The organism is Vreelandella titanicae (genome assembly GCF_014697095.1).
GTDB classification, from domain to species: domain Bacteria; phylum Pseudomonadota; class Gammaproteobacteria; order Pseudomonadales; family Halomonadaceae; genus Vreelandella; species Vreelandella titanicae.
In genome coordinates, this window is record NZ_CP059082.1 from 1,623,688 (window position 1) to 1,650,007 (window position 26,320).

Annotated in this window: 21 protein-coding genes; 13 read left to right on the top strand and 8 right to left on the bottom strand. The window is 54.6% G+C overall.

Going from position 1 to position 26,320, the window contains the following annotated elements; genetic code table 11:
• Positions 1-2 precede the first annotated feature (2 nt).
• A complete protein-coding gene (locus tag HZS52_RS07595) occupies positions 3-755 on the bottom strand; it encodes a 5-oxoprolinase subunit PxpA (RefSeq protein ID WP_190374455.1) in 753 nt (250 codons plus the stop codon).
• 392 nt (positions 756-1,147) lie between these two features.
• On the opposite strand from HZS52_RS07595, the gene HZS52_RS07600 reads away from it, so the two are divergent.
• From HZS52_RS07600 to HZS52_RS07615, 4 genes are all read left to right on the top strand, one after another.
• Positions 1,148-2,131: a LysR family transcriptional regulator gene (locus HZS52_RS07600; protein ID WP_009286012.1), complete on the top strand. Its 984-nt coding sequence runs from the start codon at positions 1,148-1,150 to the stop codon at positions 2,129-2,131.
• Positions 2,132-2,167: 36 nt separating this feature from the next.
• Complete coding sequence (locus HZS52_RS07605) at positions 2,168-3,151, top strand: TRAP transporter substrate-binding protein (protein ID WP_190374884.1); 984 nt, start codon at positions 2,168-2,170, stop codon at positions 3,149-3,151.
• Between the two features lie 168 nt (positions 3,152-3,319).
• On the top strand, positions 3,320-3,883 hold the full coding sequence (locus HZS52_RS07610; protein ID WP_027957165.1) for a TRAP transporter small permease: 564 nt from the start codon (positions 3,320-3,322) through the stop codon (positions 3,881-3,883).
• A gap of 110 nt (positions 3,884-3,993) precedes the next feature.
• Positions 3,994-5,298 (top strand): TRAP transporter large permease, encoded by a 1,305-nt coding sequence (locus tag HZS52_RS07615; protein ID WP_009286009.1) that lies wholly within the window; start codon positions 3,994-3,996, stop codon positions 5,296-5,298.
• A gap of 89 nt (positions 5,299-5,387) precedes the next feature.
• Here the strand turns inward: HZS52_RS07615 and HZS52_RS07620 are convergent, their stop codons facing one another.
• Positions 5,388-6,470, bottom strand: coding sequence for an HDOD domain-containing protein (locus HZS52_RS07620; protein WP_223828085.1), 1,083 nt, complete (start codon positions 6,468-6,470; stop codon positions 5,388-5,390).
• A gap of 195 nt (positions 6,471-6,665) precedes the next feature.
• Here HZS52_RS07620 and HZS52_RS07625 point away from each other — a divergent pair, with 195 nt between their 5' ends.
• The 9 genes from HZS52_RS07625 to HZS52_RS07665 all read left to right on the top strand — a co-directional run bounded on the left by HZS52_RS07625 (position 6,666) and on the right by HZS52_RS07665 (position 17,820).
• On the top strand, positions 6,666-9,341 hold the full coding sequence (locus tag HZS52_RS07625) for a bifunctional diguanylate cyclase/phosphodiesterase (RefSeq protein ID WP_138801139.1): 2,676 nt from the start codon (positions 6,666-6,668) through the stop codon (positions 9,339-9,341).
• 102 nt (positions 9,342-9,443) lie between these two features.
• Positions 9,444-10,169, top strand: a complete 726-nt coding sequence (locus tag HZS52_RS07630; RefSeq protein WP_190374456.1) for an HAD family hydrolase — start codon at positions 9,444-9,446, stop codon at positions 10,167-10,169.
• Positions 10,162-10,872, top strand: coding sequence for a UTRA domain-containing protein (locus HZS52_RS07635; protein ID WP_050712999.1), 711 nt, complete (start codon positions 10,162-10,164; stop codon positions 10,870-10,872). Before HZS52_RS07630 ends, HZS52_RS07635 begins: the two co-directional genes overlap by 8 nt.
• A gap of 116 nt (positions 10,873-10,988) precedes the next feature.
• A complete protein-coding gene (locus HZS52_RS07640; RefSeq protein WP_223828086.1) occupies positions 10,989-12,026 on the top strand; it encodes a putative 2-aminoethylphosphonate ABC transporter substrate-binding protein in 1,038 nt (345 codons plus the stop codon).
• Positions 12,027-12,072: 46 nt separating this feature from the next.
• On the top strand, positions 12,073-13,197 hold the full coding sequence (locus HZS52_RS07645) for a putative 2-aminoethylphosphonate ABC transporter ATP-binding protein (protein ID WP_081742640.1): 1,125 nt from the start codon (positions 12,073-12,075) through the stop codon (positions 13,195-13,197).
• Entirely contained in the window at positions 13,194-14,888 is a 1,695-nt protein-coding gene (locus HZS52_RS07650; protein ID WP_190374457.1) for a putative 2-aminoethylphosphonate ABC transporter permease subunit, read from the top strand. Before HZS52_RS07645 ends, HZS52_RS07650 begins: the two co-directional genes overlap by 4 nt.
• Before the next feature lie 63 nt (positions 14,889-14,951).
• Complete coding sequence (locus tag HZS52_RS07655) at positions 14,952-16,112, top strand: 2-aminoethylphosphonate--pyruvate transaminase (protein WP_190374458.1); 1,161 nt, start codon at positions 14,952-14,954, stop codon at positions 16,110-16,112.
• Positions 16,112-16,930 carry a phosphonoacetaldehyde hydrolase gene (gene phnX / locus HZS52_RS07660; RefSeq protein ID WP_190374459.1) on the top strand — a complete coding sequence of 273 codons (819 nt, stop codon included), beginning with the start codon at positions 16,112-16,114 and terminating at the stop codon, positions 16,928-16,930. The genes HZS52_RS07655 and phnX overlap by 1 nt, the downstream gene beginning before the upstream one ends.
• Positions 16,927-17,820, top strand: coding sequence for an EamA family transporter (locus HZS52_RS07665; RefSeq protein WP_190374460.1), 894 nt, complete (start codon positions 16,927-16,929; stop codon positions 17,818-17,820). The genes phnX and HZS52_RS07665 overlap by 4 nt, the downstream gene beginning before the upstream one ends.
• Before the next feature lie 100 nt (positions 17,821-17,920).
• Here HZS52_RS07665 and HZS52_RS07670 read toward each other — a convergent pair whose 3' ends face one another.
• The 6 genes from HZS52_RS07670 to HZS52_RS24370 form a co-directional block, all read right to left on the bottom strand.
• Positions 17,921-18,682 (bottom strand): hypothetical protein, encoded by a 762-nt coding sequence (locus HZS52_RS07670; protein ID WP_190374461.1) that lies wholly within the window; start codon positions 18,680-18,682, stop codon positions 17,921-17,923.
• Between the two features lie 361 nt (positions 18,683-19,043).
• On the bottom strand, positions 19,044-19,946 hold the full coding sequence (locus tag HZS52_RS07675; RefSeq protein WP_190374462.1) for an ankyrin repeat domain-containing protein: 903 nt from the start codon (positions 19,944-19,946) through the stop codon (positions 19,044-19,046).
• Between the two features lie 14 nt (positions 19,947-19,960).
• Entirely contained in the window at positions 19,961-20,299 is a 339-nt protein-coding gene (locus HZS52_RS07680; protein ID WP_190374463.1) for a hypothetical protein, read from the bottom strand.
• 533 nt (positions 20,300-20,832) lie between these two features.
• Positions 20,833-22,185, bottom strand: coding sequence for an RHS repeat-associated core domain-containing protein (locus tag HZS52_RS07685; protein ID WP_190374464.1), 1,353 nt, complete (start codon positions 22,183-22,185; stop codon positions 20,833-20,835).
• 123 nt (positions 22,186-22,308) lie between these two features.
• A complete protein-coding gene (locus HZS52_RS07690; protein ID WP_190374465.1) occupies positions 22,309-22,557 on the bottom strand; it encodes a hypothetical protein in 249 nt (82 codons plus the stop codon).
• A gap of 1 nt (position 22,558) precedes the next feature.
• On the bottom strand, positions 22,559-26,296 hold the full coding sequence (locus HZS52_RS24370; RefSeq protein WP_223828127.1) for an RHS repeat-associated core domain-containing protein: 3,738 nt from the start codon (positions 26,294-26,296) through the stop codon (positions 22,559-22,561).
• Between the last annotated feature and the right edge of the window lie 24 nt (positions 26,297-26,320).

Consider the following 26,320-nt stretch of genomic DNA (forward strand, 5'->3'; position numbering starts at 1 on the left):
TTTCACGCCTGCTCCAGCGCCTGAAAGGCCTCGCGAATAGCGCGCACGGCGGCCACTGACTCGGGGTTGTCGCCATGAACGCAGAGCGTATCGCAGGGTAAATGCAGCGTTGTGCCGTCGAGTGCGGTGAGCGGCTCGCCTTTGGCCAGCTTGATGGCTTGATTGACGATGGTGTTCTGGTCGTGGTGCACAGCGTTAGGCAGCCGTCGTGAGGCCAAGTGGCCGTTACCGTCATAAGCACGGTCGGCAAAGGTTTCGAACCAGAGGGTAATGCCCATTTTGGCGGCCAGCTCGCGATGTGGTTCGGGGTCCGCGGTGGACATAATCATTAACGGCAGGCTGGCGTCATACGCACGTACCGCGCGCATGACGCCTTCGAGCAGCGCCGGGTTGGCAGCCATGTCGTTGTACAGCGCACCGTGCGGTTTGATATAGCTCAGTTGGGTGCCTTCGGCTTGGCAGATGCCCGCCAAAGCTCCCACTTGGTAGAGCACCATATCTTCCGCTTCTTCCGGCGAGCAGGCCATTGAGCGGCGGCCAAAGCCCATCAAATCCGGATAACCCGGGTGCGCGCCAATGCGCACGCCATTTTGAACCGCTAGTTTGACGGTGCGGCGCATGACATGGGGGTCGGAGGCATGGAAGCCGCAGGCGATGTTGGCGCAGTCGACGAAAGGCATCGCATCGGCATCCAGGCCGAGGTGCCAGTTGCCGAAACTTTCGCCCATATCGCAATTAAGCAGGGGGATGGCCATAGCGACTCCTATGTCGATGCAGTGGGTGCGCTTGATTGGTTAGCGCTGAATTGTAGTCCACCACCAATATATGAACATGGCTTGCCCAGTGCCAATCGTTTTTGACGATACTAACTATCGGGTGCTTCTATCATATTGTTATTTATTGGAAAAAGGGTTGACGCTTGGGCACGATACGCTTATCACATTAGGAGCGGGGCGTGATAATAACGTTGGTGACATAGCGCTGCTGGGATTGGTCTTAAAGTTGCATAGTGGTCTTAAAGTTGCGTAGTGGTCTTCAAGTTGCATAGTTATCAGGTCGTCATGAGCCGTAGCACTCCGCCGGTCTCTTTGCGTATCAGCACAGCAGTGTTTTTACTCCAGTAAGTCATATTTGTAGGCGAGTCACTATGCTCGATTTTAAAGAACTTGAGGCGTTCGTATGGGCAGTGAGGCTCGGCTCCTTCCGTAAGGCGGCGACCCGCCTGCACCTTACTCAGCCCTCTGTTTCTGAGCGTATTTCACGCTTGGAAACCACAGTAGGAGAGCTGCTGCTGGAGCGTGCCGCCCGGCCTATTCAGCCGACTATGCGAGGCCGCGAGTTCTTTGTGCATGCTGAGCGGATGCTGCACCAGCGTGACGAGGCGATGAAGCTTTTCGATGACGAAGAGGCGTTTTCTGCACCATTGCGGCTCGGCACGATTGAAACCATCGCCCATAGCTGGTTTCCCGAATTTATGCGCCGTTTAACCGAGCGGTATCCGCGTTTGACCATTGAACTGACGGTCGATTACTCGCCGGTGCTCAATGAGCGGCTACTGGGCAACGAACTGGATATTGTATTGGCGATGAATGGCTATTCACCGCAAAAGCAGATCGAGTACGAGTCCTTGAGCCCTTATGAAATGGGCATGTTTGTCTCTCCGCGGCACGTCAAGCAACTGGGCGAAAGTGCCGACACTTGGGGCAAGCAGTTGCCGTTTATTTCATTTGGTAAGCAGGCTCGTCCCTATGCAGAGTTAGTGAGTTATTTGGCAGAGCAGGGAATCGCTAATCCTCGTATCCATAGCGTCAGCACACTAATGACCATTGTACGAATGACCACCGAAGGGTTGGGGATTGGCGCGCTGCCTGTCGCCACTGTGCTGGATGAGTGGCAGCGAGGGGAGCTCTACCGTCTCTCGCTACCGGTGCCGTTACCGGCCATGCACTATGATGTGATATGGCGCAACGCTAACCACCCGCGCTTTTGTCGTGGCGTTGCCCGATTGGCTCAGCAGTGTGCCTGCAGCTATGCTCAGGCGCGCCGTGCCGATATGACAACAACACTTTTCTCCGGGCGCTGGGTTACTGCCAGTGCCTCCTCTGGTACCACCGAAGCAACACACTATTAGCACCATACTATTAATAGAAATAAGAGGGTTCTTATGATGCGCAAGACAATAACGACTTCATTGCTCCTGGCGACCGCCTGCGGTTTAACGGTGACGGCTCATGCCGCGGAATGGACCATGGCCACGCCTTACGGTGATGCCAGCTTTCATACCCAAAACAACAAGCAGTTCGCTGAGGACGTGGCCGAAGCTACCGATGGCGAGTTAACCATTACCGTACATAGCGGCGGCTCGTTGGTATCGCATGGTGAAATCAAGCCGTCGGTTCGCCGTGGCACGATTGATGCGGGTGAAGTATTCCTCTCCGTTCTTTCCAACGATGATCCCATTTTCGAAGTGGATACACTGCCCGGTGTGGCCGGCAGCTATGACGACGCCTACGCGCTGTGGGAAGCCACCAAGCCGATGATCACCGAGCTGTTTGCCTATGAGGGGTTGATTCCGCTCTACGCCGTCGCTTGGCCTGCGCAAGGTATCTATACCTCTAAACCTCTTACTGACCCTGAGCAGTTTGAAGGCTTGCGCGTTCGTGCACCTAACATCAATACCCAGCGCTTTGTCGATAATCTGGGCGGTAGCCCCACCGAAACCGAAGAGTCTGATATACCCACTGCGTTTAGCACTGGCCGTGTGGATGCCATGATCACCTCAAGCTCTACCGGTAACTCCATGGCGGCGTGGGATTACGTGACTGATTACACCGACGCTAACCTATGGCTGCCAAAAAATATCGTCTTCATTAGCCAACGTAGTTTTGATGGCCTGGATGAAGCGACTCAGGACGCTCTGATGGAAGCCGCCGCTGAGGCTGAAAAACGTGGTTGGGAGATGAGCCGCGAAGATAATCAGGCGAGCTTAGAAGCTCTGCAAGAGAACGGTATCTCTGTTTCAGAGCCTAACGAAGCTGTTTCAGAGGCACTCCAGGCAGCCGGTGACAAACTGTTTGAAGATTGGCAGTCCCGTGCTGACGACGAAGCCAAACAGGCACTGGAATCCTATCGCGAGCAGCGCGACAGCTAAGCGCTATTTAGCCTAAACACGGTTTAAGCTAAATACTTTTTAACTAGGCTCTATCGTGATGGTTTCCGCAGGGGCGGTGATTTTGGCGCTGCCCCTGCTTTTGCTACGCGCTTTTCCTAAGTACGTTTTCTAAGTACGTTTTCCCGCGTGCTTCGTGAGGCTGCGAACATGACGTTTAAATTCGACAAGCTCTATCGCCTGGGTGCTTGGGGTGCGGCGGCCTGCATGGTTGCCATTTGCACGCTGATAGCGCTTCAGGTGACCTTCCGCCTGGTAGACGCCCTGCTGGTGCTCGTGGGGCTGAGCCGCCTGGGCATCAGTATTACCGGCGTTTCGGAAATCGCTTCTTATCTATTGGTGGGGGCGACCTTTCTGGGGTTGGCCTACACCTTTGTGCATCACGCCCATATTCGCGTGACGCTGTTGATTACCCGGCTACCACCGGCAATCCGTGTGTGGTTTGAAGTGTTTTGCCTCATCATCGCCCTGGCGATCAGCCTAATGCTCAGTTACGGCCTCATTGGGTTGGCGAGGGAGAGCGTGCAATACAACGATGTCTCTTCAGGCTTTGTGTCGATTCCGCTCTGGATCCCCCAGCTTGTGCTCGCGACCAGCGTAGGGCTGCTCTGTTTGGCGCTCGCTGAAGCCCTGTTTATGGCGCTACGGATTGCCATTCGCGATCCTGCGAGTTTTCGTGAAGCGACTGCCCCAGATGAAAGCGAGGGCCACTAAATGGTGACGATAGCTATGTCTTGGTTGAGTACGTCGTCTGTGTTGAGTATGCAGCGGTTAACGGGGCCACTGTTAACACTGCTTCTGCCTTTTAAATTGGAGAGATCCTTGTGCTGCTACTAAGTCTCGCCACCATTTTCACCCTCGTGGTTCTGCTAGGGAGCGGGGTGTGGATTGCCTTTGCGCTAATCGGCACTGCCTGGATAGCGCTAGAGTTCTTCAGCTCTTTCTCGCCGGGCGCTATTTTAGCCTCCGATTTTTGGGGCGCCAGCTACGGTTGGGATCTCACCGCGCTGCCTATGTTTATCTGGATGGGGGAAATTCTGTTTCGCTCTGGGCTTGCGGACAATATGTTTCGTGGCTTGTCGCCCTGGTTAAACCGCCTGCCGGGGCGCTTACTGCATACCAATATTATTGGCAGCGGCATGTTTGCAGCGGTGTGCGGCTCTTCGGCGGCCACCTGTGCCACGGTGGGCAAAATGACCCTGCCAGAGCTCGAGCGGCGGGGTTACGACAGCAATATGGCGATTGGCACCTTGGCCAGCGCCTCCACTTTGGGACTTTTGATTCCACCCTCCATTGTGCTCATCGTTTACGGTGTGGTCACCGAACAGTCGATCTCCAGGCTGTTTATGGCCGGTATTGGCCCGGGACTGATGATCCTGGCCATGTTTATGAGCTACCTCATTTTGTGGGCGTTGCTCAAGGGCAACCGTGAAGGGCTGACCGGCGAAGATGAATCCGGTATGAGCTTTGCTGAAAAGCTGCGCAATACCTGGTCGCTGGTACCTATTCTGCTGTTGATCGGCGGGATTATCTTTTCGATCTATGGCGGGTTAGCGTCGCCTACTGAGGCCGCGGCAGTCGGTGTGGTATTGTCAATCGTGATTGCGCGCTTTAACGGTCACTTTGATCGCGACATTTTTAAAAGCTCGCTGTTTGCCGCCGTGCGTACTGCTTGCATGATCGCCTTTATTATTGCCGGTGCGTCGTTTTTAACCTCGGCGATGGGCTTTACCCAGGTACCCATGAAGCTGGCGCAGGCGATTGGTGAGATGGGGCTTTCACCTACCATGCTGCTAATTGCGCTTACCTTGCTGCTGCTGGTGATGGGCTGTTTTCTCGACGGTATCTCGCTGATCCTGCTAGTCACCGCGATTATCATGCCGCTGGTGAGCGCCGCTGGGTTCGATCTGATCTGGTTCGGTATTTATCTGGTCGTGGTGGTCGAGATGTCCCAGATTACCCCACCGGTGGGCTTCAACCTGTTCGTGATTCAGGGGCTAACCGGTAAAGATATTCTGACCATTACCAAAGCCACGTTGCCGTTCTTTCTTCTCATGCTGTTGGCGATTGCCTTAATGCACATCTTTCCGGGTATCGCTCTCTATCTACCTGAGGCAATGACTCGGTGAGGTGCTTATAAAAGAAAGACGGTTAAGCATGAAGTAGAGAAAACGCTCTGGCCGGAACGCCTGATGGCATGCATGTTCTGGCCAGAGGTTTAAGATTTAGCGCGGGATTGGGGGTTAAGTTTTTTGAAAGCAATGTTTTTGTTGAATCCATCCGGGTCGCTGTACCCTTTACGCAACATCGTTAATGCTTTGTGTTGGGCTTCTCTACGGCTATTGAGTATAAGCGTATGATTTAGCAAGAGCTGCTGAGCATTTTCAAGCAGCTCTTTGGGATCAATAGCCGCGGGGGTGTCAATCATCAGCGTTTTAGCGATCAACTCCATTTTGGGCTGAACTTCTTGTAGAACGCTTTTAAATGAGAGAGAGGGCACATCCGCTGTCGTGCTTATATCGGCTATCAGGGCGGCCAGCTGTTCTTCAGGAGCTTTTGATAGGCAGGCATCCGCCGTGGGGCCGGATAGACGAACACACATATCCATTAAGCTATCGCTTTGATAGCAGGCGTGACTAAAACGTATGGTGTTGACCATCGCCGATGGGAGCCCCCATTTGGCTGCCAGCCATGCCCCAATAACGGTGTGGTCACCACCAAAGTAACGCTGCTCCTCCGCAATAAGCTGGGTATGGGAGATAGCACTATCACTATAGAGTTCGTCTGCTTGCTCGGGGTAAGTCGCACTCAGTGCCAATATGCCAATATCCTGTAGCAGCGCTGCTGTAAACGCATTACCTGCCTGTTTAGGGCACGCTTGTTCAGCAAGTTGGCGCGCTATCAGCGCAGACATGATAGACCGTCGCCAAATATGAGTATGCTGCGGCCCTTTACTGGGGTGCTGAAAAAGGTTAAAGCTCAACACGACCGTTAACGTTGCATCTAGCCCTAGTCGCTGGATAGCCTCCAGGCATGTTTGTGTCGGATTGGCGGAGCGGGTGTGGTGGACGCTATTGGCGAGAGATATTAACCGAGTGGTCAATGCTGGATCGTGTTCAATGGTGTCAGCAACATCGTTGATAGTCGCTTTTGACGATTGCGTTAATCTGAGGATGCGTAATGCGATTGAGGGAAGCGAAGGTAAGCGTTGGCACTTGAGGAAATCGCTGATCAGAAAACCAGGCAGTGCTTCAGTTAGCATTCCATACAGTGCTTCATCCTTGGTCGATGTATTAGTCACGTTATCTCCTGCGCACTTTGTAGCGTAGCCGCCAGCCATTATGAGGCGATACCTAATTTTACCATATATCCAGCTACTGTTGACGTTGTTATAGTTGGAAAAGAGCGGTTTGTGCTTTGTAGGCCGCTATATATACTTTATGAGGTTAGTGGCAGGCGCCCAAGCCGCTTCAGAATTAAAAAAGTGAGTGCAACAATGCACACAAAGAACGACGCGGCCGATATATTCCGCCAATTGGCAGAAGGCGTAGGGCACAGTGGGAGCCCGCGTTTTTATGCAACGTTGGTGGAACGTTTAGCGACGATACTAGGCGTTGATCATGTGTTAGTCGCCGATGTAACTCAATTGCATCGGGCTGAGACGTTGGCCGTTTGGTCAAATGGCAACTTGCTGAGCAATGTTACTTACACGCTGACCGGTACCCCTTGCGAGACTGTGTTAGGACGCGAAACCTGCCTTTATGACCATGATGTTCAGTCACGCTTTCCTGACGATAAACTGCTTTGTGAACTGGGTGCCGAGAGTTATTTGGGGCGGGCGCTCTATGCGGCGGATGGTTCGCTAGTTGGTTTGTTAGCGGTACTCAAAAACGCCCCCATGCAGTTGGACGATCTAGCCAATGAGATATTGCAAATCGCCGCCGCCCAGGCGGGTGCAGAGCTGTGCCGACAAAAAGCAGAGCAGGCATTAAGAAAGAGCGAAGAGGTCGCGCGGGAAAGTGAACGCCGTTTGGATACGCTGCTCAACCATCTGCCGGGCATGGCCTATCGCTGCCTGAATGACCGCAATTGGACTATGCAACTGGTGAGCCAAGGGGCCGAAACGCTGACCGGGTACCGGCCTGACGAATTACAGGGTAATCGGCTGATCAGTTTTGCTGCCCTGATTCATCCTGATGACCAGGACAAGGTCTTCCATGAGGTACAGTCGGCCATTGCCAACAGATGCCCTTACCGTGTGATCTACCAGCTGCGCCATCGCGACGGTGGTTATCGGTGGATGTGGGAGCAAGGCCAAGCCGTCATAGATGAGGCGGGCGAAATCGTATGCTTGGAAGGGTTTATCTCGGATGTGACCGACCAGCAAGAGTCGCAGCGGGTGCAAAACGCTGTGGTTCAAGTGGCTTCTACGGTCACGACCCAAGTCGGGGATGGTTATTTTCAGCAGTTGATTGTGACCTTGGTCAAGGTGCTGGAAGCCGATGCAGGCTTTATTGCGTTGCTGCATACTTCACCCCAGGGCGATGAAAATGTCTATGGGCAGGCGACGACTGTCAGCATGGTGGTTGATGGGGCTCAGCGAGAACAGCACACCTTTGCGCTGCGAGGCTCGCCCAGCGAGCAGGTAGTGTTGGAGCGTGAAGCAGTCATGCATGATGGTTCGCCGCTGTTATTACCAGGCACACTGCTACCCACAAGAGCATGGATTGGGCGGCGTTTGGATAATGCCAACGGCGAGGCCATTGGCGTGATGATGGTATTTTATCGACAGCCGCTGACCACCAATGCGTTCGCCACCTCTGTGCTGCAAATTCTTTCGACCGGTGCTGCAGCAGAGCTTGAGCGTCGGCGCGACCATCGGCACATGCACCAGTTAGCCTATACCGACAGTACCACCGGTTTACCTAACCGCGTCCGTTTTATGGAGTTGCTAGCGCAAATGTGGCAAGAAGCCCAGCAAGGCGAGCATGGGCTTTCACTGCTGTTATTGGATATCCGCCGTTTTAAAGAGGTCAACGATCTGCACGGTCACCAAGTGGGCGATCAACTGCTGGTGACAGTGGCTGATCGTTTAGCGAAGATCAGCCACTCATACGGCTCGTTGGCGCGTTTGTCAGGGGATGAATTTGCCCTGCTGGTGGCCGATACCACCCCTCGTGACATTGGCAGCCTTGTGGAGCAGCTACGCTTAGTGGTTAAGCCGCCGCTTCATCTGGAGCGGCGTGTCTTTCACCTCGATGTCAGCATCGGTTTTGCTCATTATCCGCAGCATGTGAGCGAGGCGGGCGAACTATTTAACGCTGCCAGCATTGCTCTCCACCACGCCAAGCGGCGCGAAAATAGTATCTGCCCCTATTCCCAAACGATGCGCCACGCGCTACATCGACGCCAACAGATGACCGAGCGACTCAGCGCGGCAATTACTGAACACAAGTTAGAACTCTACTTTCAGCCCCAGGTGAACCTTACCAGTGGTCAGTTGACTGGTGCAGAAGCCCTGTGCCGCTGGCACGATGCCGAGTGGGGCTGGGTGAGCCCCGGCGAGTTTATTCCCCTGGCTGAAGAGCGCGGTTTGATTCGTGCCTTGGGAGACTGGGTGCTGGAAGAGTCCGCAAGGCAGCTACTGGCATGGCGTGAACAGCCTGAGGGTGGGCTGCCAGGGAGGCTATCGATCAATATTTCCGCCCAACAGTTTGCCGATCCTGAGCTTACCCACCACATTGCGCAACTCACCGCCGGCGTTTCGTCGAGCGCTATCGCCCTGGAGCTCACTGAAAGTGATTTTATGCGCGACCCAGATCAGGCCGTTGAGATCACCCACGCCATGCGACAAGCGGGCTATGCTCTCTCTATCGATGATTTCGGCACCGGCTATTCTTCGCTTTCCTACCTACGGCGCTTCGCTGCCGACGCACTGAAAATTGATATTTCCTTTGTGCGTGAAATGCTCGAAAACAAAAATGACCGCACCATTGTTCAGGCCATCATCGCCATGGCAAAAGCGCTAGAGATGAAAACCGTGGCGGAAGGCGTTGAAACGCGCGACCAAGCGAATTTGCTTGCCGCAATGGGTTGCAATGAGGCACAAGGGTACTGGTTTGGCCGCCCGCTGCCTGCCGATGAGTTTGCGACGCAGTGGTTAACTACTTAGTCTTCTAGTTTGCTCATCGTCGTCTTCTATTAGCGTCATCGTCCTGTCATCACCTTTGGCATACCCTACGCGCCGCCAACCCGCGATGAAAGGAGTGCTCCCATGCGCCTGGCCCTGTTTGATCTTGACGACACCCTCCTGGACGGAGACTGCAGCGACCGCTGGAATTTATGGATGATAGAGCAAGGTTGGATCAGCGATGCCGAGGCCTTTATGGCTCGTGCCGAAAAGATGCATCTGGCCTATCACGCGGGCAAGCTAAAACTTGAAGAGTATCTGGCCATGACCCTGGCACCGCTGCGCGGACGCCGGGTGAAAGATGTGCAAAAAGAGGTCGAGCGCTTTGTGGCCACGCATCTGCAACCGCGTATTTTTGAACAAGCCTGGGCCTGCCTGGAAGCGCACCGCCAGGCTGGCGATACCCTGCTACTGATTTCCGCTGCCTCTCGCCATCTGGTCGAGCCGATTGCCACCACCCTGGGGATTGAGCATGTGCTGGCGGTCGAGCTAAGCGTGGAGCACGGAGTGAATGAAGACGCGCGCTATACCGGCGGTAGCGAAGGTATTTTTTCCTATCGCGGCGGCAAGGTGCTGCGCTTGAAAGAGTGGCTGGCCGAACAGCAGATCACTGCTTGCCACACCACCTTCTATTCAGACTCCCGCAACGATTTACCGTTACTGCAATATGTCGATTGCCCCGTGGCAGTTAACCCAGACCCGGTACTGGCCGAGGTGGCTAGCGTTGAAGGTTGGCGGCGCTTAGACTGGCGGACGCCCTCAAGCGCTTCGTCGCCTAATGCTCTGCCAGGAAAATCGGCGCATGTCTGATGCCTACTATTTACAGTTAACCGAACAGCTTCGCACGTTAATCGATCAAAATGCCGCCCTGTGGGAAGGCAAGCTTCCCGCAGAGCGGTCATTGGCCGAGCGCTTTGCCACCACCCGCGTGACCCTGCGCCAAGCGCTTTCTCAGCTAGAAGGGGAGGGTCTGATACACCGCAGCAATCGACGCGGCTGGTTTATTTCTCCCGCCCGTTTGGTTTACGACCCCACCCGTGACGCGGGCTTTAACGACTATGTACGCGCCCAGGGGCGGCAGCCACGCACGGCCGTTTTGAAGCTGGAAAGCCGCGCTCACCCGCCCGCGGCTCGGGCGCTGGGGCTGCCGGATGACCAGCCGTTTCAGCATATTCGCCGCCGCCGCTACGTGGATGACCGCGCGGTGCTGGTGGAGTCGCTGTGGGTAGTACCCGAGCGTGCCCCAGAGTTGCTAGATATCTATAGTGGGCAATCGCTTTGGGGGCTGTTGCGAGAGCGCTGGGGGCACTACCTGGCCAATCGCTCTATTCGCATGGTCTCAGAAGCGCTTTCGCCAATGGATGCCGAAGAGCTATTCGTTGCACCCGGCACTGCCGGGTTAAATATTAACCGTGCCATTTTAGACGACCAGCAGCGCCCTATTGAGTTTGATGAAGAGCACTGGCTGCACGATTCGCTGTGTATCAGCGTGGAGCTATCCGGTCAGCGCTAGCGGAAACGACCTAGTCGCGGTCATCACCCCTTAAAAAAACGGTCAAACAAGCGTCATCGCAGTGTCATTTAACGCCTGCAAACTTCTGGTCTATACCAATCAGCCGGGAGACTATCATGATGATGCCACGCCGTTTATTCCCTTCAACGTTGTTAGCAGGTGCTGCTGCTGTTGCGCTTGCTTCCAACGCCCAAGCAACTGAATTAACGGTGTATACCGCCGTTGAGTCGGACGACCTGCAAAAATATGCTGAACGCTTCAACGCGGCCCACCCGGATATCGAGATTAACTGGGTGCGCGACTCCACCGGCGTGATTACCGCCCGCCTGCTGGCCGAGAAAGACAATCCCCAGGCTGACGTGATCTGGGGCCTGGCCGCTACCAGCCTGCTGGTGTTGGAAGAGGAGGGCATGCTGGAGCGCTACGCTCCCGCTGGCGTTGAGAATCTCGACCCCAAATTTGTCGATGTGGCCTATCGTGATGGTGAAGACCCGGCTTGGGTGGGTATGGACGCCTGGGTCGCTGCTATTTGCTACAACACCATTGAGGGCGAGCGCCAGGGCGTGCCGATGCCGACCTCTTGGGAAGACCTTACCCAGCCTGAGTTTGAAGGCCATGTGATCATGCCTAACCCCAACTCGTCGGGTACCGGCTACCTGGATGTAGCCAGCTGGCTGCAGCTATGGGAAGAGGATCAGGGTTGGGATTATATGGATCGCCTACATAACAACATTGCCCGTTACACCCATTCGGGCTCCGCCCCTTGTAGCCTGGCGGCTACCGGTGAAACCGTAGTGGGTGTGTCATTTGCCTTCCGCGGTGCGCGCTTGAAATCCCAGGGTGCGCCTATTGAAGTTATCTTCCCTGAAGAAGGGCTGGGCTGGGATATGGAAGCCGCCGCTATTGTGGCCGGTACCGACAAGCAGGAAGCCGCGCAAACGCTGATGGATTGGGCAATCTCCCGTGAAGCCAACGAACTGTATAACGAAGGCTATGCGGTGGTGGCTTACCCAGGTGTGGCACAGCCGATTGAAAACTACCCTTCCGATATTACTGATCGAATGATCGACGCCGATTTCCAGTGGGCTGCCGTCAATCGTGAACGCGTGCTGGCCGAGTGGCAGCGTCGCTACGATGGTAAAACCGAACAATAAGCCGCGATCAGTTGCCCCGGCCGGTTTGCCGGGGCTTGGAGAGGTTATGCACACGACAATGACATCGCTGCTGGCGGCCGACACACCAACGGTGATGACTCCCACTACTCCCCATTTAACCATTGAAGCAGTCACTAAGCGTTTTGGTAGTTTTACCGCGCTGGATGGTATTTCCCTAACCATAAACGAGGGCGAATTTGTCTGCTTTTTGGGCCCCTCCGGATGCGGCAAAACCACCCTGTTACGCACGATTGCAGGGCTGACCCAGCAAACGACGGGCACGCTTATTCAGCGTGACAAGGATATCTCCACGCTGCCCACCCAGGCGCGGGATTTCGGCATTGTGTTCCAGTCCTATGCGCTGTTTCCCAACCTCACGGTGTTCAACAACGTGGCCTATGGGTTGCGCAACCGGCGGGTAGAGCGGTCACGCATCCAAGCACGGGTGGGTGAGCTGCTCGCGCTGGTGAACTTGACGGGCAGCGAAAACAAGTACCCGGCGGCGCTTTCCGGCGGGCAGCAACAGCGCGTGGCGCTGGCGCGGGCATTGGCCACCGAGCCTGGCCTGCTGCTGCTGGACGAGCCGCTTTCGGCGTTGGACGCCCGGGTGCGGGGCCACCTGCGCAGCCAGATTAAAGCCCTGCAGGCGCGCCTCGGGGTGACCACCATCATGGTGACCCACGACCAGGAAGAAGCGCTGACCATGGCCGACCGCATCGTGGTGATGAACCACGGCGTGATCGAGCAAGTGGGTACCCCGGCGGAGATCTACCATCAGCCTGCCAGCGCCTTTGTGGCCTCGTTTATCGGCAGCATGAACTTCCTGGAAGTGACCGCTCAGGGCGATAACCAAGCGCTGCTGGGTACCATGCCCTGCGCCTGCCTATCGCATACCTTAAAAGTGGGTCAAGCCGCCCAACTGGCTATTCGGCCCGAAGCAGTGGCACTTAGCCGTCAAGCGGGAGCGCTGAACGGTGAGGTGATCGGCATCGAGTTTTTAGGTCCCTTTCAGAGGGTCACTTTGCGCCTAACGGACGTTGACCAAACGCTAATTGCCGATGTGCCTAGCCGCGATAGTACCGACTTAAACCTTTACCAGGGGCAGGTTCTAGGCATTCACCTGCCCGCCGAAGCCGCCCGTCTTTATCCCGCCGGGAGCAGCCAGCAATGATCGCCGAGAGCTTTGTAAAATCGGCGACCAAGCCGTCGCTAGAGTCGCTGATCCGCTTGTTGGCGTTACTCGCTGGCGTTGCATTGCTGGTGGTGGGGCTGCTGTTCCCACTCGTGACCATGCTGATCAAGAGCCTGCATGACCGCGCCGGCGACTTTATCGGCCTGGCTAACTTCGCGCACTATTTTCAAACCCCGGCGCTGGTCAATTCGATTGCCAACTCGTTGCGGGTGGCGTTGATGACCACCGGTGTGGTGGTCGGATTAGCGTTTCTATGCGCCTACGGGATTACCCGTACCTGCATGCCGGGCAAGCGGCTGTTTCGCATGTTGGCGATTCTGCCCATTTTGGCGCCATCGCTGCTGCCCGCGATTAGCCTGGTCTATCTGTTTGGCAATCAGGGATTTCTGCGCGATTTACTGGCCGGCCAATCGGTTTATGGACCCATCGGCATTGTCATGGGCATGAGTTTCTGGATATTTCCCCACGCGCTAATGCTGCTGACCACCGCGCTGACCAACAGCGACGCGCGGCTCTACGAAGCGGCTGAAGCGCTGGGAACCCCTAAGTGGCGTACATTTTTGACTATTACCTTGCCCGGCGTGCGCTACGGGCTGATTTCCTGCCTGTTTGTGGTGTTTACCCTGGCGATTACTGACTTCGGCGTGCCTAAAATTATCGGTGGTCAGTTCAGCGTATTGGCCACCGACGTCTACCGCCAAGTGGTAGGGCAGCAGAACTTTCAGATGGGCGCGGTAGTCAGCGTGATTCTGCTGCTGCCCGCGGTGCTCTCGTTTATCGTTGACCGCTGGATACAGCGGCGCCAAGTGGCGCAACTCTCGGCACGGGCCGTGCCGTGGCAGCCTAGCCCCAGCCCGCTGCGGGATTGGATATTTACACTGCTGTGCTACGCGGTGGCGGGGGCCATTGTGCTGGTGATCGGCACAGCGGTGTATGCGTCGCTGGTGCAGTTCTGGCCCTACAACTTATCGATAACCTTTGAGCATTATACCTTCCAAGGCATGGCCGATGGTGGTTGGGGGGCGTGGTTTAACTCGCTCAAGTTAGCGTTTAGCGTGGCCTTGGTGGGCACGTTAGTGATCTTCTTTAACGCCTGGCTAATCGAAAAGAGTGAAGGCTTTCGCCCGCTGCGCCAAGGGCTGCACTTTATGGCCATGCTGCCCATGGCGGTGCCTGGCATGGTGCTGGGGCTTGCCTATATCTTCTTTTTCAATCAGGCGGGCAACCCGTTTAACTGGCTGTACGGCACTTTGACGATTCTGGTGCTCAACACGTTGGTGCACTTTTATACGGTGTGTCACCTCACCTCGGTAACCGCGCTTAAACAGCTCGACCCTGAGTTTGAAGCCGTGGGGGCTTCACTGAAAGTACCGTTTTGGATCACGTTCAGCCGGGTGACGCTGCCGGTGTCGCTGCCCGCGGTGCTGGATATATCGGTGTATCTGTTCGTCAATGCGATGACGACAGTTTCAGCGGTGGTGTTTCTCTATAACAGTGACACGCGGCTGGCCTCGGTGGCGGTGCTGCACCTGGATGAAGCGGGCTACTTCGCCAGCGCTGCGGCTATGGCGGTGCTGATTTTCCTTACCTCGCTGGTGGTGAAGCTGCTCCACACCGCACTCACCCATGTTTTATTAAATAACGCCCAGCGCTGGCGCCATGCGTGCTAGCTGACACCTAGACAGCCGCTGTGCTTACTATTAAAGTGTTTTAAAAATCTGGTATATACCAAAATGACCGATAACGTGAGCAAGGACATAAAAGACCCCTATTTACTAACCCCCGGGCCGCTGACTACTTCCCATGCGACCAAAGCCGCCATGCTGCGTGATTGGGGCTCCTGGGATGACGACTTTAACCAAGTGACTGCCGGCATTCGCACCCAGCTGCTTGCCATGGCCGAGGCAGCAAGCGACGAGTACGCCTGCGTGCCTATGCAGGGCAGCGGCACCTTTGCTGTTGAGAGTGCGCTGGCTTGCGCCACTGATCCCAACGGTAAAGTACTGGTGCTGATGAATGGTGCTTACGGTAAGCGAGCCGGCCAACTGCTGGATACCATAGGGCGCGTCTATATCACCTTGGATAAAGGCGACTATCTGCCACCCCAGCCCAATGAGGTGGCGGCGCTGCTGGAGCAATATCCTGATATTACAGCGGTATTTTTAGTGCACTGTGAAACCAGCTCGGGCATTTTGAACCCGTTAGAGGCGATTGCAGAGGTGGTGAACGCTCATGGTAAAACGCTCATCGTCGATGCGATGAGTTCCTTTGGCGGCGTACCCATCAGCCTCGCGAAAACACCCATCGATGTGCTGGTTTCCTCTGCCAACAAGTGCATCGAGGGCGTGCCTGGATTTGGTTTTGTGATTATTCGCAAAGCGCTGCTTGAAGCAGGCAAGGGGCGCGCCCACTCACTGAGCCTGGATCTGCACGACCAGTGGTCGTATATGGAACGCACTGGTCAGTGGCGCTTTACGCCGCCCACTCACACCGTGGTGGCCTTTCAGGCCGCACTTGCCCAGCACCGGGAAGAAGGCGGTGTGCCAGGGCGCTGCGCGCGCTATACCCGCAATCGTGATGCGCTGGTAAAAGGCATGCGAGCGCTAGGCTTCAGCACGCTGTTAGAAGACGAATGGCTATCGCCGATCATCACTACCTTCTTAAGCCCAACCGATCCAGCGTTTGAGTTTAACGCTTTCTACGCGGCGCTAAAGGCGCGCGGGTTTTTGATCTATCCCGGCAAGTTGACTGAAGTGGAGAGTTTTCGTATCGGCTGCATTGGTCAGCTAGGCACCACGGTGATCGCGGAACTGCTAAGCGCCATTCAAAACACACTTGCCGAGATGGGCGTTAGCCTTTTTCCAGGCCTATCTTCACAATCAGGGAGCGCCTAATGCAGTATCAATCTCCCCAATGCTTGCAAGCGGTTATCTGTGACTGGGCAGGCACGCTGGTCGACTTTGGCTCCTTTGCGCCTACCCAGATCTTCGTCGAAGCGTTTGCTGAGCTGGGCGTGGCGATTAGCCTGGAAGAAGCTCGCGGCCCCATGGGTATGGGTAAGTGGGATCATATTCGGACACTCTGCAACCATCCGGACATCGCCGAACGCTTTGTTCAGGCGGTAGGCCACGCGCCTTCTGATGACGATGTAACGGCGCTTTATGAGCGCTTTATGCCGCTGCAGATTGCCAAAATTGCCGACCACTCGGCGGTGATTCCCGGCGCGCTCGACACCTTAACTACGCTGCGCGCCCAGGGGCTGAAAATCGGTTCCTGCTCTGGCTACCCGGCGGTGGTGATGGAAAAAGTCGTCGCTTTGGCTGCGGATAACGGCCTGCAAGTTGATCACGTAGTGGCGACGGATGAGGTGCCCAATGGCCGTCCGTATCCTGCTCAGGCGCTGGCCAATGTGATCGCGTTAGGCATCAGCGATGTGGCAGCGTGTATTAAAGTGGACGACACCACGCCGGGCATTCTTGAAGGGCGCAGCGCGGGGATGTGGACGGTGGCGCTTACCTGCTCGGGCAATGCGCTGGGGCTAACCTATGCGCAATATCAAGCGTTGAGTGATGCCGAGCGCCACGCCGCCCACGAGCGGGTGGCCGCGCAATTTGCCCCCTCAGCACCACACTACTGCATTGAGACCATTGCCGAGCTACTTAGCGTGGTCGATGCCATTAATACACGTCTTCAACAGGGAGAGCGTCCTTGAGTCCAGCCGCGCTTGCTCTGGTGCTGGTCTCGGTATGCATGCACGCCGGATGGAACGTGTTGGGCAAACGCAATGCGCCGTCGTTAGCCTCTTTTACCCTGGCTTACGGCGCGGGTGGTGCGGTGATGCTGCCGCTGGTGTTGATTGGGCCGTCACTCACTGCATTACCAAGTGCATTCTGGGGCTGGTTGGCGCTTTCGGGATTATGCCAAATGCTCTACATGGGCGGGTTAGCCTGGGCCTACGCGAGAGGGGACGTTAGCGTACTCTACCCCATCGCCCGTGCATTGCCGGTAGTGTTAGTGCCGCTGGTATCCATTGTGCTGTTGGGTAGTCGGGTGCTGGATCGCTGGGACGGCCTTGGTATGGTGCTAGTCGTGGCAGGCGCGCTCTGCCTGCCGCTTAGCCATCCGCAGGCGCGCAGGTTATCCACCTACCTCACGCCCGCCATGGGGTTTGCGTTGCTGGCAGCGGCGGGCACCGTTGGCTATTCACTGATCGACAAGCAGGCCCTGGGGCTAATGCAGGGGGCAGGGCATAGCGGGTTAACCGCCGGAGCGGTGTTTATGGTGCTGCAAGCGCTGATGACGCTAAGCTGGTCGGTACCGCTACTGGCGTTGCTACCGGCAGAGCGCCGCCGCCTGCCTGCACTCCGCCAGCAGGGGCTGACCATGCTGGTCGTCACCGGGCTGATGATGACCTGCACCTATGGCTTGGTATTAATCGCCATGGCGCTTACCGACGAGGTGAGTTATGTGGTGGCGCTGCGTCAGCTCTCCATTCCGGTGGGCGTGCTAATGGGTGTGCTGTGGCTGAAGGAGCCCGCATCCAGGGCAAAAGCTGTCGGCACTCTGGTGATGTTGGCGGGGCTGGTGCTGGTGGCGCTTTAGGCCATTACGCTGGCGGCGCTATTGGCACCGCCAGCGTGAGGTGATCTAGCCAGCCATCGTCGTTGTTTTCGGCTGCCAGCGGATTGTCAGGTCTTCGATGCTATTGGGCATCCCCAGCCGATTCCGCTTGGGGGCTGTCATTTGGTTGATAAGCAGTGGAATATAAGATGGTCAAGATAATGGCAGTGAATATATATATGAACGTGTTTACTAGTGGGGTTATCAAAGCAAAAGATATCAGGCTAAAGAATTGACCGCCAATCAAGCTAGAAAAAAGTCCAATGCAATATTCAAAAATAAATAGCAGAGCGATTAATAAGGCAAGTGAAAAGAATAGCGACCACTGGCAATTTTTAGTCATGCTCAAAGATTCTCTCAACGATATGCTTCTGTCAATCGCTACACCTACAAAAATAAGTGACAGCCTTAATGTGAAAAATAAAGTCACTAAGAAGAAAGTTAAGGGGATAACGCCCATCAAGACGTTATACATGATTAGAGTTAAAGAGGCTCCGATAAACATGCTTGGTATTATCCATAAAGCCAAGAATCCAATGCTGTACAAAAGATATTTTATTTCGCGCTTTTTGAATTTCAATTTAAAAGGCTCTGGCTGTTCGTCGAGTAAAATTGTCCGTGTTGTATTTATTGAGATGATCGTCAGAATGGCCATGTCAGCAACAAAGAAAAGTATATATAAAAGTGAGCTGGCACTGCCATATGAAAATCCTGTATAAGCTGATCCATAGCGCACGAGCTGGAGTAAAATATAAAAAATGAAAGGCAAGATAACGCCTTTTAATATAGCGCTCCTATGTTGGATCATAAGATACAGTGAACCTAGAGTGAATTTTGCAAACATGCAATTTCCTTAGTTTTAGTGTGTTGTCAGGCAGACAGGTTGGTAAGTTTAAAAACACCTATAAGAAAGGTGGTAAAGTGAGATTGTTGCGTTTCTGTAAATAGATACATCGAGAATTTTGACCACAGAGTATTAATTCTCTGCTAGTTTAACTCTTCGAATACTTACTTTGTTGGTGCTAAGTTTTATTCAGAAAGTTTTTATAATTATCCTGTGGCTCAATTCATCCCATTTTGGCGGCTGGGAAAAACTTTAAGACGATGATGCTTCTGCAACGCTATCGCTAAGGAAGACAGCTTTATGTCTTCCCTGACGGGTAGTGGATGGGGCAATATCCATTTTTTTAATAATGTGCTAGAGCTTATTCCTCTGTTGAGGGGAATAAATAATACAGCTCCTCAATATTGTTCTCATGAACGATGCGCTCTAAAGAGTAACCTACCGAATTGGTGTAATGGATGTCTGCGCCATGTTCGATTAACGCCTTTACGCCATCAATATTTTCAGCAATAGCTGCTATTAAGAGAGGGGTGTTATATGGAGCATTGTCATCAACGCTATAGTTAGGGTTGAGCGGCATTGATAAAAGGTGATTTAGTTTAGATAGCATATCTTCCCTTCTTGCTACCTCGAATAAAAGTTCGCTATTAGCTTGAGTTCTATTTTTTTCAGGTATAGATTCTATTAAATCTAATATTTCATCTAAATCATTGCCCCTCTTTAATAAAATATCAAAGAAGGTAGCGCCTTTAGGGCTAACAACAGTAAAGTCGGCGCCATGCTCCAGTAGTAGCTCAACTCCTATCAAGTTGTCATTCACAGAAGCTAATAGAAGTGGCGTATTATATGTTGCTGTTTCCAAACACGGATGCATCTTTGGATTTGGATCCCCTCCATTTTCTAACAGCATAGCCAAAACTTCATTGCTAGACCATTTTGCGGCTGCTTCCACAGGAGTTTCACCCTGAAAGTTAGTAATGTTAGGATCTGCACTCTCCGCTAATAATTTTTCAGCTAAAGCAATATCATTGTAAATTGCTGCCATAAGCAAAAGCCCTGCACCACAAGCATTTGTGATATCAGGGTTAGATTCACTACTAAGCAGCTCGAAAGCTAAAGAGTTATTATCCATTGCCAGTATAGCTTGATTAATCGGTGTGTCAGGATCATTTTCATGCTCGCATGCGCAATCTGCGATTACACTAAAGCTCACCATTGATAATATTGATGTAGCAATGGCGCTAAAGCTTCTCTTGATATTCATTTAATATCCTTATTCTAATTCCAGTTATCAATCTGCCATGTTTGTTTTCCAGCAGTTTCTCTACAACTGTCCATGTTGTCACCAAACCTTGCAGGTATGGTTAATAGCTTTGAATTTGGTATGACTTTGGTGTCTGAAATTAATTCTTGAATCTTATTAGCCCCATCTGCAATCTGTCCTACTGTTTCAATTTCATCTGGAACCTCGCCTCCTCCTAATGCTGTCGAAATAATCGCACAACCAAGGATACCTGATGTTGAATCGTCATGGGTTGCGGTTGAAGGACTCAGACCGCCGCTGTACCTACCTGAATTGTCAAGATATTGACAATGGCCATCTCTATTCACTGCCATTCCTTGTCCTATACAGGCTCGCTCATCTTCCAGATCCAGGCCTGGGGCGCTCATGCTGTACAGGTGGCCGCTGGTTAGCACTACCAGTTAAGATTTTTGTTGGCAATGCTACCGCCTACCGCCAAGGAAAGCAGCTGGATGCCCCTCTTAGTATATGTTGAACAAAGCAAGGTCCATGTTATAGTTACTAGTTGAGTTCAGGCCTTACTGCACCGAGGCAGTTGATGCTAGTATAAAAAAAACTATGATACCGATCACACCAAAAAGCATGTATCCATAAGAAATAAATATGTACAGCCTTACCCAGAATAAAAGCTTTGGGTTAAAATCATCATTCCACCTTTTTGGGGACAGTATGTACTTAGTAAACGTTCTTGACCTCTTTGCAGGGTTTGGTTCGGATTTTACGTTAAAATACATTTCATAGATTTTTTTTTCCTTTTTAATTTCTGATTTTAACTTCAGATAAGTTAGTAGGTTTGCAATTCCCACAATGTAAAATATATAAAGCCAAGGCATTAGCTGTTAGCTCCTTAGTCGTTACAGTCTAAAATGTACTGTTCTGCTTGAACCCCAGATACGACAGCAGCACCAAAGCCATAACCTCCCCTAATCCCGCCTGTAACTCCATCAGTACCGGCTGATAGTGAAGTGTCGCCTCCCCATACACCAGTACCAGCAGAAATAGATGTAAACCCTCGCCAATCAGTTCCACGTTGATTCTCAGGTGCACCATAATTTGCACTTCGACCAACAGACCCAACTATGGCTGCTCCACCACCAGCTCCTATTCCCGCAATGGTTGATATACCCTTACTTGATGCTTTCAGTGCTAATTCGGCTGCCAAGCCCTGTCCGCCCGCTACAGAAAGCATAGCTTCATTGTTATCTAAGACGCTTAATGCAGAGCACATTGACTGAGCAGAAGCTGTGCTCCTCTCATCTACATATTGCCCAAACATTCTCGGGACATCTTTGAGCGCTCGCCAAAAAATATGTTCTTCACCTACTCCAGTTTGTTGGTTCTGAGGAGACATACTTCGCCCATAGGCTTGACCTGCTGGAATACTAAGCGGATCTAAATGATGCATATTCGCCCCAAACAACCCCAACGGGTCCGCCATGCTTATTGGGTTAGTGACGTAGCCATACAAGTTCGTGCCGCCATTGAGGCCAATAGGATCCTGGCTAATGTAACGCCCTTGCTGTGGGTCGTAGTAGCGGTGGCGGTTGTAGTAGAGGCCACTTTCTTCGTCGTGCCATTGGCCCTGGAACCGGATCGGCTGGGTGAGGTTGCGCACGGCGCGTTGGTTCTTGACCGCTGCCCAGTCGTCCGGTTCGGCGAGCCAGCGGGGTTGGCCGTTAGTTGTGACTAACTGCATCGGGGTGCCCAGGGCGTCGGTGACGTAGGCGCTGAGTACCTGGCCTTGCTGGGTGTCATCAATACGCAGCATGGGCACAAAACTACCCGGTTCATACACCATCGTGGTGCGCTGGTTATCCGTTTCTTCCCGCACGATGCGATCACCGTCCCAGCCGTAGTGGGTGGTGGCGGTGGTGCCGTTGGGGTGGCGTACGGTTTTGCTGATGCGTCTTCCCAGGCCGTCGTAGCGGTAGGTGGCTTCGCGGGTCGCCCCCAGCTCGCTGGCGTGGATTAGGTGCACTAAACGGTTGGCGCCGTCATAGCCCAGGGTTAAACGTTCGCCGTTGGGCTGTTGGCGTTCGATCAGGTTACCGGCACCGTCGTAGCGGTAGCGGGTACCGTTGAGTTGAGTGAGGCGGTTATCCGGCAGGGCCTGCTGGTCGTCTTGAGGCACTAACCGATTACCCGCCGCGTCTACTGAGTAGCGGTGGGCGGCTAGCATTTGGTCGATGGTGTGAGCCATGGTGCTAGGGTGATTTGGCTTTTAGGCAGATTACCGTCTGGTAAGGTGAAAGGAAGGCTTCCCAGACGGTCAAGCTACAGTGATTCGTGCTGCTATTATTTATTGCTTAGTCTCAGGAGCGACTTATCGGCGATTCTTTTTATCCCTTTTTACATCCTTTTCTTTTTGATATTTATCTAGGTAGTCACCGAAGCCTTGTATGAGAAGTATGAATGTGGTGCCAATCGCTATTACGCCAGAGATCCTTAACACCCACATCAGTAGCTCCCACTTCTCCACTACGAAACTCTTATCAGATCCAAGCGCGAGTATGGCGCCACTCGCAAAAAAAATCATAAAAGATGAGAGTCGGATTTTATTGATTAACTTCATATCATTTCTCCCTATCTCCCTTTCTTAAAACTGTCGTGGTTGTTTTACAGTGCTGAATCCCACCTGCTAGGCCAAAACTAGGGCCAAGCCAACCGCTTGCTCCAGCTAAAGCCCCTCCACCAACATCAATAGATGCACCGCCTCCTTTAATAACAGCACCGCGCACAAAAGGCCCCCAAGTTTCTGAAACGCCATCTTCAAGGGGAGCGGAGCCAACACTCGCATTTCCTCCAACGCCTGCCCCTCTAAACATACCTAGGCCATACTGTTGGCATTCAGTCATGACCCAGGCAGCGTTACCAACATTGTCGAACTTTAAGCCCGTCGACACTGTTTGGCCGAATACACCGCCGAATGTTTCTACAGAAGCGTTTCCTTCACCGGTTATAACAATATTTTCTGCAGCCCTACTCACAGTGTTGGATTGGCTATAAGGCCCGCCTCCCAGGCCATAGACTCCACTGAGCCCTTGTGGGTCTACTTCGATGCTTGGTGCAACCGAATATTGATACATGTTTACCCCGCCTCTTAACCCAATCGGATCCTGACTAATATACCTGCCCTGCTGCGGGTCGTAATAACGGTGGCGGTTGTAGTAGAGGCCGCTCTCTTCATCGTGCCATTGACCCTGGAACCGGATCGGTTGGGTGAGGTTGCGCACGGCGCGTTGGTTTTTGACCGCTGCCCAGTCGTCGGGTTCGGCGAGCCAGCGGGGTTGGCCGTTGGGGGTGACCAGCTGCATCGGGGTACCCAGTGCATCGGTGATGTAGGCGCTGAGCACTTGGCCTTGTTCAGTATCATCAATACGCAGCATGGGCACAAAACTACCCGGTTCATACACCATCGTGGTGCGCTGGTTATCCGTTTCTTCCCGCACGATGCGATCACCGTCCCAGCCGTAGTGGGTGGTGGCGGTGGTGCCGTTGGGGTGGCGTACGGTTTTGCTGATTCGTCTTCCCAGGCCGTCGTAGCGGTAGGTGGCTTCGCGGGTCGCCCCCAGCTCGCTGGCGTGGATTAGGTGCACTAAACGGTTGGCGCCGTCATAGCCCAGGGTTAAACGTTCGCCGTTGGGCTGTTGGCGTTCGATCAGGTTGCCTGCACCATCATAGCGGTAGCGGGTGCCGTTGAGCTGAGTGAGGCGGTTATCAGTCAGTCCTTGCTGCTTGTCTACCCCCTGCTCTAGCCGATTACCCGCCGCGTCCACAGAGTAGCGGTGGGCGTGGTCGCCGTGTTGGCTGCCGATCAAGCGTCCGGCGGCGTCGTAACTGTAAGCAATCACCTTGGAGGCTTGGTCGCCTTCTATATTGCGGAAACTCATCCGCCCCAGGGCGTCGTACTGGTACTGCTGTTCGTTGGCGGCGCTGTTGGCACCGCGCAGGGTAAGGTGGTCTAACTGACCGAGATGGGTATAACCGCGTTCTAAAATTAGCGGCTGTGATTGCTCACTACCGCTGAGGCGGCGCTGGGTCTCCCGGTGCAAAGCATCGGGTTCCAGGGCGATCTCAAGATCCAGGCCGGGGGCGCTTAGGCCGTGCAGGTGGCCGCTGCCGTAGGTGTGCCAGTTAAGCGCGGGTAGGTCACCGAACTGGCTGGCCTGGGGCGCGCCGTTGGCGGTCAAGGTGTGCTGGTGCTGCCATGTCCAACCGCTAGCTTCTTCTAGGCCGGTATGCCGCTGCTGTTCGCCGATTAAGCGCTGGGCGTGGTCGTAGTTAAAACTGACCTCACCGTTATCGTTAGTGACGCTGAGTAGCTGGCCGTTCACGCCCCACTGGTACTGCTCCGTGCTGGCCGGGGCGTGTTCCGTGGCGGGCAGGTGCCGGGCGGTGAGGCGACCGGCTTCATCGTAATCGTAACGGGTCACCAGCGGCTGGCCGTCGGGGCCTGCTCGGTTGGCTTCGATACGTTCGATCAAGCGCCCGGCGTCATCGTAGCGGTACTGCTGCTCGCGGCCATCGGGGCCGGTCTCGCTGGCTAAGCGATCCATCTCATCGTAAGCAAAGCGGTACACTGCGCCGTTACCCAGGGTGAGTTCGCTTAAGCGGCCCACGTCATCATAGGCGGTAAACAGTTGGCTGCCATCGGCTTCGATGCGCTGCACCGGGCGGCCGTGGTCATCAAAGAAGAACTGCTGCCTAAACCCTTGGGGGCCTTCCAGCTCCACCAGCCGCCCAAGCGCATCCACGTGGTGGTGCCAGTGGGTGCCGTCCGGCAGTTGCGTGGCGAGTCGTCGACCCATCTTGTCGTGCTGGGTGCGGGTGGTCTCGCCCAAGGCGTTGGTGACGCTGGCCAGATAGCCGTGGCGGTCGTACGCATACTCGGTGCGTTGCTGGGAGCAGTCGATTTGGGCGGTGACCTGGCCCAGGGCGTTCCACTCGCGTTGGTGGGTTGCCCCAACGGCATCGGTAATAGTCGTGGGTCGATCAGGCAAAGCATCGTGATCGTAGGCGAAGGCGGTAGTGCCTTCCGGCCCGGTGACTTCCACTGGAAGCCCCTGTTCGTTGCGCGTTATTTGCCACGTTTGATCCTCAGGCCCTTCGATACTCACCGGCTGGCCCAGGGCATCCCGCTCGATGGCCCAGCGGGTGCCGTCCGGGCCGGTCTGCGCGATCACCTGGCCGTGGTCATCGCGCTCGATCAGCGTCTCGCGGCCTAGCGGATCGATGGTGGCTACCTTGAGACCCGCACGGTCGTAACGAAACTCAATCCGCGAACCGTCGGCGCGGGTGTGGGCCGTCCAGCGGCGACCGGGGCCGCTGCCCACAAAGTGGTAGCGTTCCTCCCGGCCCAGGCTGTCGGTGACCAGGGTGTGATCCACTTGGTAGCTGTACGTCCGCGCTAAGCCACCGGCTTCCTGCTGGCCCACCACCCGGCCATCCGGGGCGTGGCGATCCCAAGTGTAGTGGGCTTCCATGCCCCCAGGTACCCGGTGGGCGGTGAGCATGTGGTCTTGCCACTCAAACTCGCGTACCACCTCACCGTGGCGATGGCGCACCGCAATTAAATCCCCCACGGGACTAAACGAGTAGCGTACCAGCCAGTCGTCCTGGGGACTGCCATCGTGTTCCTTCACCAGCTTAACGCCGGTTAAGCGCTGGCCGGTATCGCCCTGCATGGCGGGTAACAGCGCATCGTAAACCAGTTGGTAGTGGCGCTGGGCGCTGTCGATCACTCGCACCAGCAGGCCACCTTCCCAGCGGTACTGGGTGGTGTAGCTGTTGCGGTCGCGCTCTTCGATTAAGAGCCAGCGAGCAGCGTTATCGCTTGAGTTCTCACCTGAAGTCGCATCCGTGGTGGCCGCCACGTCTGCTGGTTGGGCAGAGGCTGGGCTGGCAAACACATAGTAAAGCCCGCTGGCATCGCTTAAAACGATACGCTCAGGATCACTGCGCAACGTCTCGTCCAGGGCTTGCCAGCGGGGCGCGTTGCTCTCTTCATCGACTGAGGCGCCTCCACGACGGATCCACAGCTGCTCTGTAGGCGAGAAGCGCGCCTGGCCGGGGGCCAGTGCGCCAAAGGTAATCGCTCGGCCCTGGGCATCGTGAACGATACAGGCGTCATCGTTAAGGGTGAGGGAGAGGCTTTCGCCGGGTACCGACCAGCCCTGACCGAGTATCCCAATCCGCCCGTTACTGGAGAGATAACCACGGCTAAACACAAACGGCCGTGGCGCGGGGAGTGCAAAATCGGTCTCGGCGGGCAGCAGCTTGGCGCCCAGCAGCGGGTTCACCGGGCTACCCACCGCCGGTTGGCAGGCACTGCAGTC

Coding starts and splice junctions, on each gene's coding strand:
- HZS52_RS07595 (WP_190374455.1), bottom strand. CDS start 755: ATGGCCATCCCCCTGCTTAATTGCGATATGGGCGAAAGTTTCGGCAAC.
- HZS52_RS07605 (WP_190374884.1), top strand. CDS start 2,168: ATGCGCAAGACAATAACGACTTCATTGCTCCTGGCGACCGCCTGCGGT.
- HZS52_RS07690 (WP_190374465.1), bottom strand. CDS start 22,557: ATGAAGTTAATCAATAAAATCCGACTCTCATCTTTTATGATTTTTTTT.
- HZS52_RS07600 (WP_009286012.1), top strand. CDS start 1,148: ATGCTCGATTTTAAAGAACTTGAGGCGTTCGTATGGGCAGTGAGGCTC.
- HZS52_RS07625 (WP_138801139.1), top strand. CDS start 6,666: ATGCACACAAAGAACGACGCGGCCGATATATTCCGCCAATTGGCAGAA.
- HZS52_RS07650 (WP_190374457.1), top strand. CDS start 13,194: ATGATCGCCGAGAGCTTTGTAAAATCGGCGACCAAGCCGTCGCTAGAG.
- HZS52_RS07685 (WP_190374464.1), bottom strand. CDS start 22,185: ATGGCTCACACCATCGACCAAATGCTAGCCGCCCACCGCTACTCAGTA.
- HZS52_RS07670 (WP_190374461.1), bottom strand. CDS start 18,682: ATGTTTGCAAAATTCACTCTAGGTTCACTGTATCTTATGATCCAACAT.
- HZS52_RS07630 (WP_190374456.1), top strand. CDS start 9,444: ATGCGCCTGGCCCTGTTTGATCTTGACGACACCCTCCTGGACGGAGAC.
- HZS52_RS07610 (WP_027957165.1), top strand. CDS start 3,320: ATGACGTTTAAATTCGACAAGCTCTATCGCCTGGGTGCTTGGGGTGCG.
- HZS52_RS07645 (WP_081742640.1), top strand. CDS start 12,073: ATGCACACGACAATGACATCGCTGCTGGCGGCCGACACACCAACGGTG.
- phnX (WP_190374459.1), top strand. CDS start 16,112: ATGCAGTATCAATCTCCCCAATGCTTGCAAGCGGTTATCTGTGACTGG.
- HZS52_RS07635 (WP_050712999.1), top strand. CDS start 10,162: ATGTCTGATGCCTACTATTTACAGTTAACCGAACAGCTTCGCACGTTA.
- HZS52_RS07640 (WP_223828086.1), top strand. CDS start 10,989: ATGATGATGCCACGCCGTTTATTCCCTTCAACGTTGTTAGCAGGTGCT.
- HZS52_RS07675 (WP_190374462.1), bottom strand. CDS start 19,946: ATGAATATCAAGAGAAGCTTTAGCGCCATTGCTACATCAATATTATCA.
- HZS52_RS07680 (WP_190374463.1), bottom strand. CDS start 20,299: ATGGCAGTGAATAGAGATGGCCATTGTCAATATCTTGACAATTCAGGT.
- HZS52_RS07655 (WP_190374458.1), top strand. CDS start 14,952: ATGACCGATAACGTGAGCAAGGACATAAAAGACCCCTATTTACTAACC.